This window comes from Caulobacter sp. GW821-FHT12D05 (assembly GCF_058807295.1).
This window is the reverse complement of sequence record NZ_JBXAQO010000003.1, coordinates 13,501-26,869: the sequence shown is the minus strand read 5'-3', so window position 1 is coordinate 26,869 and position 13,369 is coordinate 13,501. Positions and strand designations below refer to the sequence as shown.

Annotated in this window: 14 protein-coding genes; 8 read left to right on the top strand and 6 right to left on the bottom strand. The window is 66.8% G+C overall.

What is annotated here, in order from left to right:
* The first annotated feature begins 45 nt into the window (after positions 1 to 45).
* Both pseB and pseC read left to right on the top strand, forming a co-directional pair.
* Positions 46 to 1,086 (top strand): UDP-N-acetylglucosamine 4,6-dehydratase (inverting), encoded by a 1,041-nt coding sequence (gene pseB, locus AC1RRR_RS12870; RefSeq protein ID WP_492813608.1) that lies wholly within the window; start codon positions 46 to 48, stop codon positions 1,084 to 1,086.
* Positions 1,083 to 2,240, top strand: coding sequence for a UDP-4-amino-4,6-dideoxy-N-acetyl-beta-L-altrosamine transaminase (gene pseC / locus AC1RRR_RS12865; RefSeq protein WP_492813607.1), 1,158 nt, complete (start codon positions 1,083 to 1,085; stop codon positions 2,238 to 2,240). The genes pseB and pseC overlap by 4 nt, the downstream gene beginning before the upstream one ends.
* Here the strand turns inward: pseC and AC1RRR_RS12860 are convergent.
* Entirely contained in the window at positions 2,237 to 2,548 is a 312-nt protein-coding gene (locus AC1RRR_RS12860; RefSeq protein WP_492813605.1) for an EthD family reductase, read from the bottom strand. The two genes, pseC and AC1RRR_RS12860, sit on opposite strands and share 4 nt — an antisense overlap.
* A 162-nt stretch (positions 2,549 to 2,710) precedes the next feature.
* On the opposite strand from AC1RRR_RS12860, the gene AC1RRR_RS12855 reads away from it, so the two are divergent.
* Positions 2,711 to 3,016 (top strand): GNAT family N-acetyltransferase, encoded by a 306-nt coding sequence (locus tag AC1RRR_RS12855; RefSeq protein ID WP_492813603.1) that lies wholly within the window; start codon positions 2,711 to 2,713, stop codon positions 3,014 to 3,016.
* A 12-nt stretch (positions 3,017 to 3,028) separates the two neighbouring features.
* On the opposite strand, the gene AC1RRR_RS12850 is transcribed toward AC1RRR_RS12855, so the two are convergent.
* Complete coding sequence (locus AC1RRR_RS12850) at positions 3,029 to 4,729, bottom strand: hypothetical protein (protein ID WP_492813602.1); 1,701 nt, start codon at positions 4,727 to 4,729, stop codon at positions 3,029 to 3,031.
* 223 nt (positions 4,730 to 4,952) lie between these two features.
* On the opposite strand from AC1RRR_RS12850, the gene chvI reads away from it, so the two are divergent.
* From chvI to AC1RRR_RS12825, 5 genes are all read left to right on the top strand, one after another.
* Positions 4,953 to 5,666, top strand: a complete 714-nt coding sequence (gene chvI / locus AC1RRR_RS12845) for a two-component response regulator ChvI (protein WP_492813600.1) — start codon at positions 4,953 to 4,955, stop codon at positions 5,664 to 5,666.
* Entirely contained in the window at positions 5,641 to 7,260 is a 1,620-nt protein-coding gene (gene chvG / locus AC1RRR_RS12840) for a two-component sensor histidine kinase ChvG (protein WP_492813599.1), read from the top strand. The genes chvI and chvG overlap by 26 nt, the downstream gene beginning before the upstream one ends.
* Positions 7,257 to 7,718, top strand: coding sequence for an HPr kinase/phosphorylase (locus AC1RRR_RS12835; RefSeq protein ID WP_492813597.1), 462 nt, complete (start codon positions 7,257 to 7,259; stop codon positions 7,716 to 7,718). Before chvG ends, AC1RRR_RS12835 begins: the two co-directional genes overlap by 4 nt.
* 75 nt (positions 7,719 to 7,793) lie before the next feature.
* Positions 7,794 to 8,201 (top strand): PTS sugar transporter subunit IIA, encoded by a 408-nt coding sequence (locus AC1RRR_RS12830; RefSeq protein ID WP_291880350.1) that lies wholly within the window; start codon positions 7,794 to 7,796, stop codon positions 8,199 to 8,201.
* A gap of 5 nt (positions 8,202 to 8,206) precedes the next feature.
* Complete coding sequence (locus AC1RRR_RS12825; protein WP_492813595.1) at positions 8,207 to 8,476, top strand: HPr family phosphocarrier protein; 270 nt, start codon at positions 8,207 to 8,209, stop codon at positions 8,474 to 8,476.
* A 33-nt stretch (positions 8,477 to 8,509) separates the two neighbouring features.
* Here the strand turns inward: AC1RRR_RS12825 and AC1RRR_RS12820 are convergent, their stop codons facing one another.
* The 4 genes from AC1RRR_RS12820 to bioB form a co-directional block, all read right to left on the bottom strand.
* Complete coding sequence (locus AC1RRR_RS12820) at positions 8,510 to 9,313, bottom strand: hypothetical protein (RefSeq protein WP_492813594.1); 804 nt, start codon at positions 9,311 to 9,313, stop codon at positions 8,510 to 8,512.
* 54 nt (positions 9,314 to 9,367) lie between these two features.
* Positions 9,368 to 10,471, bottom strand: a complete 1,104-nt coding sequence (locus AC1RRR_RS12815; RefSeq protein WP_492813592.1) for a glycoside hydrolase family 43 protein — start codon at positions 10,469 to 10,471, stop codon at positions 9,368 to 9,370.
* Between the two features lie 11 nt (positions 10,472 to 10,482).
* Positions 10,483 to 12,054 carry an alpha-N-arabinofuranosidase gene (locus tag AC1RRR_RS12810; RefSeq protein WP_492813591.1) on the bottom strand — a complete coding sequence of 524 codons (1,572 nt, stop codon included), beginning with the start codon at positions 12,052 to 12,054 and terminating at the stop codon, positions 10,483 to 10,485.
* Between the two features lie 280 nt (positions 12,055 to 12,334).
* Positions 12,335 to 13,363 carry a biotin synthase BioB gene (bioB, locus tag AC1RRR_RS12805; protein WP_492815233.1) on the bottom strand — a complete coding sequence of 343 codons (1,029 nt, stop codon included), beginning with the start codon at positions 13,361 to 13,363 and terminating at the stop codon, positions 12,335 to 12,337.
* Positions 13,364 to 13,369 lie beyond the last annotated feature (6 nt).

Here is a 13,369-nt window from a genome sequence, read left to right as displayed (position 1 = left end):
CGTAGCCGCGCTTGGAAGCGCTGCACACGTCGCAGGAGGCTGGACTTGGGTCGTTTTTCTCCCAAATCGCTCGATCTGGACGGCAAGGTGATCCTGGTCACCGGCGGCACAGGCTCATTCGGTCGCCGCTTCATCGAGACGGTGCTGCGACGCTATGACCCGCGCAAGGTCATCATCTATTCGCGCGACGAGCTGAAGCAGAGCGACATGCAGCTCGAAATGCGCGAGCAGTTCGACGAGGCCACCTACGGCAAGCTGCGCTTCTTCCTCGGCGACGTCCGGGATCGCGAGCGCCTGACCCTGGCCCTGCGCGGTGTCGACATCGTCATCCACGCCGCGGCCCTGAAGCAGGTGCCGGCGGCCGAGTACAATCCGTCGGAATGCATCCACACCAACGTGCTGGGCGCCGAGAACGTGGTCTGGGCCAGCCTGAACAACGGCGTGAAGCAGGTGGTGGCCCTGTCGACCGACAAGGCCTGCAACCCGACCAACCTGTATGGCGCGACCAAGCTGGCCTCGGACAAAACCTTCGTGGCCGCCAACAACCTGTCCGGCGACATCGGCACACGCTTCTGCGTCGTGCGCTACGGCAACGTCGTCGGCTCGCGCGGTAGCGTGGTGCCGCTGTATCGCCGCCTGCTGAGCCAGGGCGCGACGGAGCTGCCGGTCACCGATCCGCGCATGACCCGCTTCTGGATCACCCTGAACGAAGGCGTCGACTTCGTGCTGTCGTCGCTGACCATGATGCGCGGCGGCGAGATCTTCGTGCCCAAGATCCCCTCGATGGCCATGCCCGACCTGGTCAAGGCCATGTCGCCGGACGCCGGCATGAAGGTGATCGGCATCCGCCCCGGCGAGAAGCTGCACGAGATCATGATCAGCGCCGACGACTCGCGCTCGACCGTCGAGTTCGAGGACCGCTTCGCCATCGAGCCCAACTTCGCCGAATTCGGCCGCACGCCCTATTCGGCCGCCGATGGCGCCAAGCCCGTCGCGGAAGACTTCTCGTACAGCAGCGACAACAACCACGACTGGCTGAGCCCCGAAGGCCTGCTGGCCATGCTGGAGGAGAAGGCCGCGCGATGAGCGGCTTCCTCCCCTACGGTCGCCAGACGATCGAGGACGACGACATCGCCGCCGTCGCCGAGGCGCTGCGCGGTGATTTCCTGACCACCGGCCCCACGGTCGAGGCCTTCGAGACCGCTTTCGCCGCCAGGGTCGGCGCGCAGCATGCCATCGCCGTCTCAAACGGCACGGCGACCCTGCACCTGGCGATGATGGCCCTGGGCGTCGGCGAGGGCGATGTCTGCGTCGCGCCGTCGGTGACCTTCCTGGCCACCGCCAACTGCGCCCGCTACGTCGGGTCCGAGGTGGTGTTCGCCGATGTCGATCCCGACAGCGGCCTGATGACCCCCGACACGCTGGGCAAGGCGCTGAACGGCATCAAGGGCAAGCGGGTCAAGGCCGTGCTGCCCGTGCACCTGCGCGGTGATGTCTGCGACCTGCCGGCGCTGAAGGCCATGGCCTCGGCCTCCGGCGCGGTGCTGGTCGAGGACGCGCCCCATGCGCTGGGCTCGATCGGTACGTTCGGCGGCGTGGCTCATCCCGTCGGCGACGGCGCCTATTCCAGCTTCGCCAGCTTCTCGTTCCATCCGGTCAAGACGCTGGCCACCGGCGAAGGCGGCATGCTGACCACCAACGACGCCGAGCTCGCGGCCAAGGCCCGCCTGCTGCGCTCACACGGCATGGTCCGCCAGCCCGGCGGCGATCCGTGGTGGTATGAGATGCCGGAGCTGGGCTTCAACTACCGCATCCCGGACGTGCTCTGCGCGCTGGGCCTGTCGCAGCTGGCCAAGCTGGATCGTTTCGTCGCCCGCCGGCGTGAACTGACGGCGCTGTACGCCAAACTGCTGGCGCAGCGCGCGCCGCGCGTGCGGCTGACGTCGAGCCCGGCGCATTCCGATCCGGCCCTGCACCTGCTGACCGTGCTGATCGACTTCGAGGCCGAGGGCCTGAGCCGCCGCACGGTGGTCGACAGCCTCAAGAGCCAGGGGATCGGGACGCAGGTCCACTACATCCCGGTGCACCGCCAGCCCTACTACGTGAACCGCCAGGGCCTGGCCGACCTGCCCGGCGCGGACGCCTGGTACGCCCGCTGCCTGACCCTGCCGCTGTACCCGGCCATGACCGACGGCGACGTCGAGCGCGTGGTCGACGCGCTCGCCGCGATCCTGGGCTAACGCGCCTCGCTGATCTGCGCGACCGGCTGGATGTCGGTGAAGTTGGCGACGTCGGCCATCACCTCGGGTCCACGCGGCCCGGCCAACGACGCCTGCAAGGCCGCCGCGTCGCGGAAGGTCAGGAGGGCGATCGCCACATAGGGCGCGGGACCACCGCCCGGCGCGGCCAAGCCTTTGAGCACCTGGACGCTCTCCAGCCCCGTTTCCGCGAAGGCTTCCTTGGCCAGCGGAATGTGGGTCGTCTCGTAATAGTCGAGATCGAACTTCGCCCCGTCGACGGCGGGATAGAGCACGGTGAACACGGCCATGGCGGTCTCTCCGAACGGTCCTTAGCGACCGATAGGAATGACCCTACCGGGCGCCGTCGGGGAAGAGTCAAACCCGGTCGAAGCCAGGCGGGCCCCAAACGCTTGATCGCTTGCGCGTCAAAGCCCAAACAGGCCTTCACTCAGAAAGCCCAGAGACTCGCCATGTCCGACCCCGAGATCCGTGACCACGCCGAGATGCATCGCTACGAGCTGCCTGTCGACGGCGAGCTTGCGGTGGTGACCTACAACCTGTCCCCCGGCAGTTTGATGATCACCGAGACCTTGGTGCCCGAAAGGCTGGAAGGAAAAGGGCTCGCCAGCCGCCTCGCCAAACACGTGCTCGCCGACGCCAAGGATCGCGGCCTGCTCGTCCTGCCGGTTTGCCCGTTCTTCGCGGGCTACCTGCAGAAACATCCCGAACATGCGGACGTGGTGCACCCGACCTATCGGACCATACTGGGGATCTAGTCAGCGCGGCCCTTAGGCCGCCTGTCCCACCAGCGTCTTGATCAGGTCCATCGTCTGGGGCGATCCGGCCAACTGTTCCCTCGAGCTCGGATCCCGCGCCAGTTTCAGCGCTTCCATCCGCGCCTTCTCGGCCACCGGACCACTCGGACCCGCCTCGCCCATGGCCAACTTGGCCAGGAGTTGCAGGCGGTGCGGCAGCGGGGCGGGGGCGCGGACCAGCATGGTCAGCAGGCGGGTGTCGGCCTCGACCAGGGCGCCGATGTCGCCCAGCTTGGCGCAGAGCGGCTCGTAGTCCTCGCGGACCAGGCCCGAGCGGGTGAGCTGGCGCTGCAGACCGGCCAGGTGGCCGAGCTTGGCGACCGGCGAGTCGGGGCCTGCGCGCATTTCCTTCTCGAAGCGCATGGCGCTGATATTGGCGTTCAGCCAGCGGCCCGCATTGCGCTTGTTGACCGCGCCCATGACGTTTTCGGCTAGGCGGATCAGCATCTTGATCTCTTCGTGGGCCGAGCGGTCGCGGCCCAGCAGCGAGTCGATGAAGTCGCCGTTCAGCAGGGTCTTGGAACGGGTGGTGAAGGCGTTCTGGATGTCCTCGGCCTGGAGGATGCGGCCCGCGGCGGCGGTCAGGCTCATGGCCAGGGCGCGCAGGTATTCGATCTCCTGCTCGGCGTCGCTGGGCTTGAGGCGGCGCACGCCGTTCAGCTCGGTGAGCACGCGCTGAGCAATCGCCTTGCGCACGCTGGGGAACTCGTCGCGCGACAGCCATTCGCCCAGGCGACGGGCGGTGCCCGACAGCTCGGGCATGACGTGGCGGACGCTGTTCTCGATCTTGATCAGGGCCTCGACCGCGACACCGCCGGTCAGGCGGGTCATGGCCGCCAGGGTGGCGCCCAGGTCTTCGTTGGTGGTCGCCAGCAGGTCGCCCATGCCGGCCCGCGAGCCGATGATCTCGGACAGCGGCTGCTCGATGGCGGCCAGGGCGGCGGCGCGGGCGCGCGGCTCTTCCGGCGCGGCGTCGGCCAGGTCCAGCAGGCGAGCGATCTTGTCGCTCCAGTTGGTGGCCACGGCGATCGAGGCGGCGACGCCGGCCCCCAGCAGGAAGGCGCGGTCCGGATCGGCGACCAGGCGCTCGGCGGCTTTGGCGAAGCCTTCCTTGTCGAGGTCGGGCAGCGCGCCCTTCTTGAAGGCCTTGGTCAGGTTGGCGATCGTGCGCTCGACCAGACCCTGGAAGTGGCGGATGACCTCGTGCACGGACTGGCCGCGCGCCTCGGCTTCCGGAATGGCGATCTTCTGCAGCGCGTGCTGCAGGTCGGTGCCGGACGCTTCGAGCTTTTCAACCAGGTCGGGGCGGTGCAGCAGTTCGAACGGGGTGGCCTTGTGCCGGTTCAGGAAGCCTTCCAGCAGGCGGCCGATCCGGTCACGGGCGTGGGCGGTGTAGAGGTCGGCCGGCTGCACGCACAGCGGATCGCGCTCCTCGACTTCCTTCTTCGGCTTGCCGCCGTCGACCATGCCCTTGGTGAAGATGGCGATCGACTTGTATTCGCCGGTGGCGTTGTCGAGGGTTTCCTTGCTGACGCGGACGGCGACGGCGCGGCCCTGCTCAAGGACGTCCTCGGCGACCTGCAGCGCATGCGCGCGGTTTTCCGAGGCGATCTCGAGCGTCCACTGCGCGCCGACTTTCCGCCGGACAAAAAGCTCGTAATGGACTTGGCTCATGTGCCGATTGCTCCGGGAACCCACTCCCCCAGGAAGCCCCACTATGGGTCTCAAGACCTTAAGGTGAGGTTGAGGCGCCGTTTTTCCGACAAATGGCGCCTTCCTCGGGCCGCAAAGGCCGAACAGAACCGATGGAAAGCTTTACCGCGCCACGCGTTGAAGCTGATCCAGTCGATGGATAAGATCGACTTGATTGAGAAGGCGAAGGACTAGATCGACTCAAATGGCCGCCATCACCCTCATTGACGATGACGAGAACATCGTCGCCTCGGTCTCGCTGGCGCTGGAAAGCCACGGCCACGCGGTGAAGGCCTATTATGACGGGGCTTCCGGCCTGGAAGCCGTCGAGGCCAGCCCGCCGGACCTGGTGATCCTGGACGTGAAGATGCCGCGCATGGACGGCATGGAAGTGCTGCGCCGCCTGCGCCAGACGTCCGAGATCCCGGTGATCATGCTGACGTCCAAGGACGACGAGATCGACGAGATCCTGGGCTTCAACCTCGGCGCCGACGACTACATGCACAAGCCGTTCAGCCAGCGCCTGCTGCTGGAGCGGGTGAAGGCCGTGCTGCGCCGCGCCCGTCCGGAGGAGGAAGAGGTCGGCGGAACCGCCGCGGCCGGGGCCGCCGGCTCCAAGGTCATGAAGCGCGGCAAGCTGACCCTGGACCCCGCGCGCCACGACAGCCTGTGGGACGGCCGCCCCGTGCGTCTGACCGTCACCGAATTCCTGCTGCTGCAGGCCCTGGCCCAGCGTCCGGGCTTCGTGAAGAGCCGCGACAACCTGATGGACGCCGCCTACGACGATCAGGTCTATGTCGACGACCGCACGATCGACAGCCACATCAAGCGCATGCGCAAGAAGTTCCGTCAGGTCGATTCGGAATTCGACTCCATCGAGACCCTGTACGGCGTTGGCTACCGTTACCGCGAAGCCTGAGCCCGCGCCCGAGGCTCCTCCGGAACGCCGGAAGCGCTTCACCTGGCCGCGCGGGTCGCGGCTGGGACGGCTGATCATCACCCTGAACGTACTGGCCCTGGCGATCGTGATCGTCGGGGCCTTGGTGCTAAACGAGCTGCGCAGCGGCCTGATCAACGCGCGGATCGACAGCCTGACCACCCAGGGCCAGCTGATCGCCAAGGTCATCGACCAGGCCGCCACGATCGGCGATCCCGAGCCGATGCTGGATCCCTCGGCGGCCAGCCAGCTGATGCAGCTGCTGTTCATTCCGCGCGGCCAGCGGGCCCGGCTGTTCGACGCCGACGGCAAGGTGCTGGCCGACTCGTTCGTGGTGGCCGACCGCGTCGACTGGAAGGTGCTGCCGCCGGCCCGCAAGCCCGGCGAGAAGACCAGCCCCCCGCATCTCAGCCCCGCCGCGCAGGCTCGCGCCGAGCGGGCGCATCAGGACCTGACCAACGAGATCGCCCAGGCCCGCCGAGGCCACATCGCCGCCGGCGTCCGGGTGGCCGAGGACGGCGAGCGGGTGGTGTCGGTGTCGATCCCGATCCAGCACGTCCGCGCCATCCTGGGCGTTCTGACCCTGGAGGCCGGCGACATCGACGAGATCATCTCGGCCGAGCGTAAGGCCCTCCTACCGTTCATCCTGGTGGCCATGGTCGCCATCGTGCTGTCCAGCGTGCTGCTGCACCGCCTGGTGGCCGTGCCGGTACTGCGCCTGGCCCGCGCCGCCGACCATGTCCGCCTGCAAGGGGCGCGCGCCATCTCGCTGCCCGACCTGTCCGAGCGCCGTGACGAGGTCGGCGACCTGTCGCGCTCGCTGGAGGACATGACCCACTCGTTGTCCGAGCGCATGGACGCCATCGAGCGCTTCGCCGCCGACGTGGCCCACGAGATCAAGAACCCCCTGACCTCAATTCGCTCGGCCATCGAGACCCTGGACCTGGTCACCGACCCCGCCGCCCGTGCGCGACTGCTGGCCATCCTGCAGAACGACGTCAACCGTCTGGACCGCCTGGTCACCGACATCTCCAACGCCTCGCGCCTGGATGCGGAGCTGTCGCGCGAGCATCCCAAGGCGCTGGACCTGAGCAAGCTGCTGGTCGAGGTGGCCGCCCTCTACGAGGCCCAGCTGCGCCCCGGCCCCGCGCCCGGCAGCGTACGGGTCAAGCTGGCGATCGAGGCCTCCCAGAAGACACCCTTGATTCTGGCGCGCGAGACCCCGATCGGCCAGGTGTTCCGCAACCTGATCGACAACGCCCGCTCGTTCAGTCCCGACGACGGCGAGGTGCGCGTCTTCCTGATCCGCCCGCGCGGCAAGACGACGGTTGCGGTGATCCTCGACGACGACGGTCCGGGCATTCCGCCCGACAATCTCGAGACCATCTTCGAGCGCTTCTACACCTCACGCCCCAAGGGCCGGGCGTTCGGCGGCAATTCGGGCCTGGGCCTGTCCATCGCTCGCCAGATCGTCGAGGCCCACGGCGGCCTGATCCACGCCGAGAATCGCACGGACGCGACCGGCGCGATCGTCGGCGCCCGCTTCGTTGTCGAGCTGCCCGAGGCCTACGCGTGATTCGGCCGCCAGAGGTTCTGCCAGAGGTTCTCCATGGGGGCCTGATCGCCCGCCGCCAGGACGGCTTCTGGCGCGGCGTCCTGATCCAGGGACCGTCGGGCGTCGGCAAGAGCGACCTGGCCTTGCGCGCCCTCGAAACCGGCTTTCGCCTGGTGGCCGACGACCGGGTCGTGACCTTCGCCAGCGCCGGCCGCGCCTGGGGCAAACCGCACGAGGCCCTGGCCGGCCTGCTGGAAATCCGCGGGCTGGGCATCGTACGCGCCCCTGCCCTGGACTTTTGCCAGATCGCCCTGGTCATCCGCTGCGTCGAGACGCTCGAAGCGGTCGAGCGACTGCCCGATCCCCGGTTCACGTCGATCGCGGGCGTTTCCATCCCCACCTTCGACCTGTGGCCGCGAGAACCCGCCGCGCCCTTGAAAATCGACCGCATGATGCAGTCTCTTGGAGTCGCATCCTAACGGGCGTATCAAGGCCGCCCGCGCGACGCTCTCCCGTCGCGAAGGGGAATGGGGATCCCGTTTGAGACACAAGGCATGATCGGGCTCGTGATCGTGACGCACGGGCGTCTGGCGGAAGAGTTCGTCTCCGCCATGGAACATGTCGTAGGGCCGCAGGCCGCCGTGAAGGCGATCTGCATCGGTCCCGAAGACGACATGGAACGTCGCCGCTCGGATATCTTGAAGGCCTGCGCCGAAGTCGATGTCGACGGCGAGGGCGTCATCCTGCTGACCGACATGTTCGGCGGCACGCCCAGCAACCTGGCCATTTCGGTCATGGAGCAGACCAAGGCCGAGGTCATCGCCGGCCTGAACCTGCCCATGCTGATCAAGCTGGCCAGCGTGCGCCAGCGCGAGACCCTGCAAGCCTGCGTCGCCCACGCCCAGGAGGCTGGACGCAAGTACATCTCCGTGGCCTCCTACGTGCTGGCTGGGGAAAAGTAGCAGGCATGACGTCCAGAACGGTCGAGATCGTCAATGAGCGCGGCTTGCACGCGCGGGCCTCGGCCAAGTTCGTGAAGATGGCGTCCGGTTTCGACGCCGAGGTGACGGTCAGCCGCGAAGGCTCGTCCGTCGACGCCCGCTCGATCATGGGCCTGATGATGCTGGCCGCCGGCATCGGCTCGACGATCGACATCACCGCCGAGGGCCCAGAGGCCCAGGCGGCGCTCGAAGCGCTGTGCGAGCTGGTCGAGAACCGGTTCGACGAGGAGCGGTAGGGCTAACCTCATCCTTAGGCGCGCGATGCGAAACTAGTCGCCGGAGTGAGGATCCATGTCCGGAGCCTCTTCAGTGGCGCGGACCTTCATATCCCAGACCATCGAGATTCCCGTATTCTTCAACTCTTCCTCAGGGTCTTTTCCGGCTGCGAGGGCCGCCGCCCGAACAGACGTCTCCACTTGCGATTTCACCTTGGTATCGAAGTGGTGCACGGCGCGCTGGGCCGAAAAGACCAACTCGCTGAGGTTCACCTGAACATCGAAGGCCTCGAGCAGGAAACGGCCAATCGGAACTTCGATTCTGACGCCCTCTCCGCCCCCATCGGCCAGTTTGTGCATCATTGAGATCGGACGCCCGGCATTCACAACGAGCTGCCTCCAACCCAGAAGCCGGGGCTCCCCGCCTTCCAGTTGCTGAATATCGCCATCCTGAACGACGTGCAGGGTCAACGCCCCAAAGAGTGGTGGTCCTCCCTCCTTGGACGCCAGGTTTCCTAGATTCTCCCGGATGTGATGCAGCTTGTTCCGCAGCCGGGTGGCGACCTCCGTCTCGGTCACATAGGCCGATAGCGCCTCGCCGGCCTTCAACGAGCCGATCAGTTTGCGGGCCAAGTGCGCGTGGTCGACGATAGCCCAGGCGTTCACGAACAGAGGCGTGAGATTGAACGCCCTCATCTGTTCCGGCGGGTGCTCCGCGAGCGCAAGCCCATGCTCTCTCAGGCGATCGTACGCGTAGCCAAGCGCCTCGAATGCGAAACCGATCGCTTCAAGCGCCATGCGATCCTGCCGGGGCAGTCCGACATGGAGGTTCTTCAGGAATGCGTCTTCTAGGAGCATGGCGCTTTTTCCACCCTCCGCGTGAGTCGCAGAAGATGGTGCATGATCCGCTCGTCACTTCCCGACGAAATACCCCTTCAGCCGCTCCGCCTCCGCCGGCGTGATCGGAATGACCGCGCCGTGCTTGGGATTGGCGAAGTTGGTCGCCTTCATCGGCGAGTCCGGCTCGTTGAAGCGGCCCAGGTTCTTGAAGTGGACGAAATCCGTCGTCTCCGAGAAGCCCATGTTGTTCTTCGGCTTGGCCCCGAAGGCGTCGTACATCAGCACGTATTTGTCGGTCCCGTGGCGACGCCAGACGTTGGGGGCCTCGGCATGGACGGTCTCAGGGTCGACCTTGGTGGGATCGAAGGCGTAGCCGCCGGTCAGGTGGTCCGAGACGGCCTGGCGGATGTTCCCCGGCGCTTCGTCAGTGACGTAGAACATCCGGTACTTGCCCCCAACCTTGGTGATGTCGGCGTCGATCGCGGCCTTGCCCTTGGTCGGATAGTCGAACAGCCGCTTGGGCGCCGTGGTCAAGGTGGTGAAGGCCGTGTCGGCGTAGGAATAGACCAGGTAGGCCGGGTCGTTGTGGACGCGGGTGGTGTAGTAGACCATCAGCTTGCCGACCGCCGGATCCCAGATCAGCTCCGGGGCCCAGGCGGCGCTGAGGTCCTTCACCTCGTCGAACAGGTCGTCGGGCGCCACGCGGGCGTGGGTCCAGTGGATGAGGTCGTACGACTTCATCAGGATCAGGTTCTTGTTGTTGCCCCAGCCCCATTCGGCCTGCGGACGCTCCCACTGGGTGGTTCGCAAGCCCTCGCGCTGGGCGTAGATGTGCAGGTCGGTCATGGCCAGGTAGAAGGCGCCGTCTGGCCCGCGCAGGATATAGGGGTCGCGCACGCCCTTCTGGTCGGCCAGCTGCGCGCCGGTGAAGATCGGCTCGCCGCCGTTGACGTCGGTGAAGGTGTAACCGTCCAACGAGGTGGCGAAATAGACCGCGTGGGTCTCGTCCTTGAAATAGACGAAGAGGTAGCTGGTCTGGGCCTTGGCGGCCGGGACGGCGGCGGCGCGACCGGTCAGCTTGTCGACCAGCTCCAGCGTCTTGGGGGCGGCGAAGGCCGGCGCGCTCGCGGCCAGCAGGGCGATGGCGGCGACGGCCGCGTTCAGCAGGCGTTTCATCGTCTTTGCTCCTACTTCACCGGATCCAGGCCGATCACCGTCACCGAGTGCGGCGGCAACTCCAGAACGCCGCCGGCCTTGATCACCGCTGGCTGCGGCTTGACCCGCGCGGGGGCGGCGAAGGTGTTGAAGGCGCCCATGTCGTCGCCGGCCAGGGTGTCGCCGGTCGCGCCCTTGAAGGTGTAGCCAGCCACCGTCGGGGTGATGGTCAGCGGCTGGCGCGGATCGAGGTTCGTGAACGACAGCCACAGCTTGCCGTCCTTGCCGATCGCGCCCATGGCGTCCAGGCGCGGGAGCGCGATCTCGCCCTCCTTGTAGGCCCCGGCCTCATAGGCCAGCGGCACGACGCGGGCGTCCTGGAACGGCGCATACATCCGGAACACATGGTAGGTCGGCGTCAGCAGCATCTTGTCGCCGTCGGTCAGGATCATCGCCTGCAGGACGTTGATCGTCTGGGCGATGTTGGCGCCGCGCACCCGGTCGGCGTGGCGGGCGAAGATGTTGAGGTTCAGGGCCGCGACGATCGCGTCGCGCTGACTGCTCTGCTGGTACAGCGACGACTTGGCCGCGCCCTCCTCTTCCTTGAACCAGGTCCCCCACTCGTCGACATACAGGCCGACCTTCTTCTCCGGGTCATGCTTGTCCATGATCGCGGAATGCTTGGTGACCAGCTCCTCCATCCACAGGGTGGACTTCAGCAGCTCGGCATATTGGTGGGCGTCGAAGCCCGTCGCTCGCTCAGACTTCTTGGGCCAGGTGTAGCTGTGCAGCGAGACGCCATCGATGCTCCAGTTCCACGCCGTCTTGACCGCGGCCTGCATCACCGTCTCGGTCCAGCCGTAGTCGTCGCGGTCGGGGCCAACGGCGATCTTCAGCATCTTCTGGCCTGATTTCGGGTCCTTCTGGGCTGGGTTGAAACTCTTGGAGAAGTTGGCGTAGCGCCGCATCTCGTGGACATATTCGGCCGCCGTCATCGCGCCGCCGCAGCCCCAGCTCTCATTGCCCAGGCCCAGGATCGAGACCTTGTAGGGTTTGGGATGACCGTTGGCCGCGCGCAGCTGACCCAGCTCCGTCGGCAGGTCGGTGGTCATGTATTCCAGCCACTCGGAGCTTTCCTGCGGCGTGCCCGAGCCGACATTGATCGAGATGTAGGCGTCGGCCCCGATCTGGTCGACGAAGTCCATGAACTCGTGGGTGCCAAAGGTGTTGGGCTCGGTGACGCCGCCCCAGCTGGAATTGATCGTCGTCGGGCGGTCTTTGCCGATGCCTTTTTTCCAATGGTACTCGTCGGCGAAACAGCCGCCCGGCCAGCGCACGTTCGGAACCTTGATCGCCTTCAGCGCCGCCACGACGTCGTTGCGGATGCCGCGGGTGTTGGGGATCTTCGAGTCCGTCCCGACCCAGATGCCTTCGTAGACGCCTCGGCCAAGGTGTTCTGAGAATTGTCCGAGTATATTGCGGTTGATGATCGCGCCGGGTTTGGCGGCGTCGATGGTGACCTTGGTTGCGGGCTCGGCGGCGTGCGCGGGGACCGTTGCCAGGAAAGCCATGGCGAAACTTGCCGCCATCCAGGTGGATTTCATCGCCGCTTCCGTCCCGATTATTTTGTCTGACTATTGGAAACGATCCAAGCCGACGGGGGCGGGGTTTGTCAAGGACGGGGAAGTCGGAGGCGTCGCCTCAGATCCTCCCCCCCAGAGGGGGAGGTGGCGCGAAGCGCCGGTGGGGGGAGTTGTCCTGGCCCGGTCTCTTCCCCCTCCATCGTCGCTACGCGCCGACACCTCCCCCGCTGGGGGGAGGATCTGATGGGCATTCCCCTGTTGGGGGAGGGGGACCAGCGAAGCCGGTGGAGGAGCTAGCGCCCTACTCCGCCGCGATGACCTCATGCGCATGGGCCTTGGCCTCGACCCGCACCTGGCCGCCCATCGGCCGCAGGTCCAGGTCCTGGAACAGCTTGCTGTCCTCGTCCATGCCCGGCAGCGGGGTCGTCAGCAGCTTGCCGCCGACGAAGATCGAGTTGGCGCCGGCCATGAAGCACAGGGCCTGCAGCTCGCGGCTCATGCCTTCGCGGCCGGCCGACAGGCGGACCATCGATTTCGGGCAGACGATGCGGGCGACGGCGATGGTGCGGATGAACTCGATCGAGTCGATGGCCTTGCCTTCCGCCAGCACGCGGTCGCCCAGCGGCGTGCCGCTGACCGGCACCAGGCCGTTGATCGGCAGGCTGTCGGGATGGGACGGCAGGGTGGCCAGCTGGTGCAGCAGGCCGGCGCGGTCGCGGCGCTGCTCGCCCATGCCAACGATGCCGCCGCAGCAGGTGCTCATGCCGGCGTCGCGGACGTGGGCCAGGGTGTCGAGGCGCTCCTGGTAGGTGCGCGTGGTCACCACGTCCTTGTAGTAGTCCGGGCCGGTGTCGAGGTTGTGGTTATAGTAGTCCAGACCCGCGTCCTTCAGGGCCTTGGCCTGGTCGGCGGTCAGCATGCCCAGCGTGGCGCAGGTCTCCATGCCCAGCGCCTTCACCTCGCCAATCATCTCGGCCAGCTTGGGCAGGTCGCGGTCCTTCAGCTCACGCCAGGCCGCGCCCATGCAGAAGCGCTGGGCGCCGCCGTCGCGGGCCGCGCGAGCCTTGGCCACCACGTCGTCGGCAGCCATCAGCTTCTCGGCCTTGAGGCCGGTCTTGAAGTGGGCCGACTGGCTGCAATAGCCGCAGTTCTCGGCGCAGCCGCCGGTCTTGACCGACAGCAGCTGCGACAGCTGGACCTCGGAGGGATCGAAGTACGCGCGGTGCACGTTGGCCGCCTGGAAGACCAGCTCCATGAAGGGCAGGTCGAACAGGGCCTCGACTTGATCGAGGGTCCAGTCATGGCGGGGCTGCGAAGTGTTGATCTGCATCATGGC

What these genes read in the sequence shown, in the direction of transcription:
- AC1RRR_RS12850 (WP_492813602.1), bottom strand. Translation starts at nt 4,729, where the DNA reads ATGAGCCAAGTCCATTACGAGCTTTTTGTCCGGCGGAAAGTCGGCGCG.
- pseC (WP_492813607.1), top strand. Translation starts at nt 1,083, where the DNA reads ATGAGCGGCTTCCTCCCCTACGGTCGCCAGACGATCGAGGACGACGAC.
- bioB (WP_492815233.1), bottom strand. Translation starts at nt 13,363, where the DNA reads ATGCAGATCAACACTTCGCAGCCCCGCCATGACTGGACCCTCGATCAA.
- AC1RRR_RS12855 (WP_492813603.1), top strand. Translation starts at nt 2,711, where the DNA reads ATGTCCGACCCCGAGATCCGTGACCACGCCGAGATGCATCGCTACGAG.
- AC1RRR_RS12815 (WP_492813592.1), bottom strand. Translation starts at nt 10,471, where the DNA reads ATGAAACGCCTGCTGAACGCGGCCGTCGCCGCCATCGCCCTGCTGGCC.
- AC1RRR_RS12810 (WP_492813591.1), bottom strand. Translation starts at nt 12,054, where the DNA reads ATGAAATCCACCTGGATGGCGGCAAGTTTCGCCATGGCTTTCCTGGCA.
- AC1RRR_RS12830 (WP_291880350.1), top strand. Translation starts at nt 7,794, where the DNA reads ATGATCGGGCTCGTGATCGTGACGCACGGGCGTCTGGCGGAAGAGTTC.
- AC1RRR_RS12825 (WP_492813595.1), top strand. Translation starts at nt 8,207, where the DNA reads ATGACGTCCAGAACGGTCGAGATCGTCAATGAGCGCGGCTTGCACGCG.
- chvI (WP_492813600.1), top strand. Translation starts at nt 4,953, where the DNA reads ATGGCCGCCATCACCCTCATTGACGATGACGAGAACATCGTCGCCTCG.
- AC1RRR_RS12820 (WP_492813594.1), bottom strand. Translation starts at nt 9,313, where the DNA reads ATGCTCCTAGAAGACGCATTCCTGAAGAACCTCCATGTCGGACTGCCC.
- AC1RRR_RS12860 (WP_492813605.1), bottom strand. Translation starts at nt 2,548, where the DNA reads ATGGCCGTGTTCACCGTGCTCTATCCCGCCGTCGACGGGGCGAAGTTC.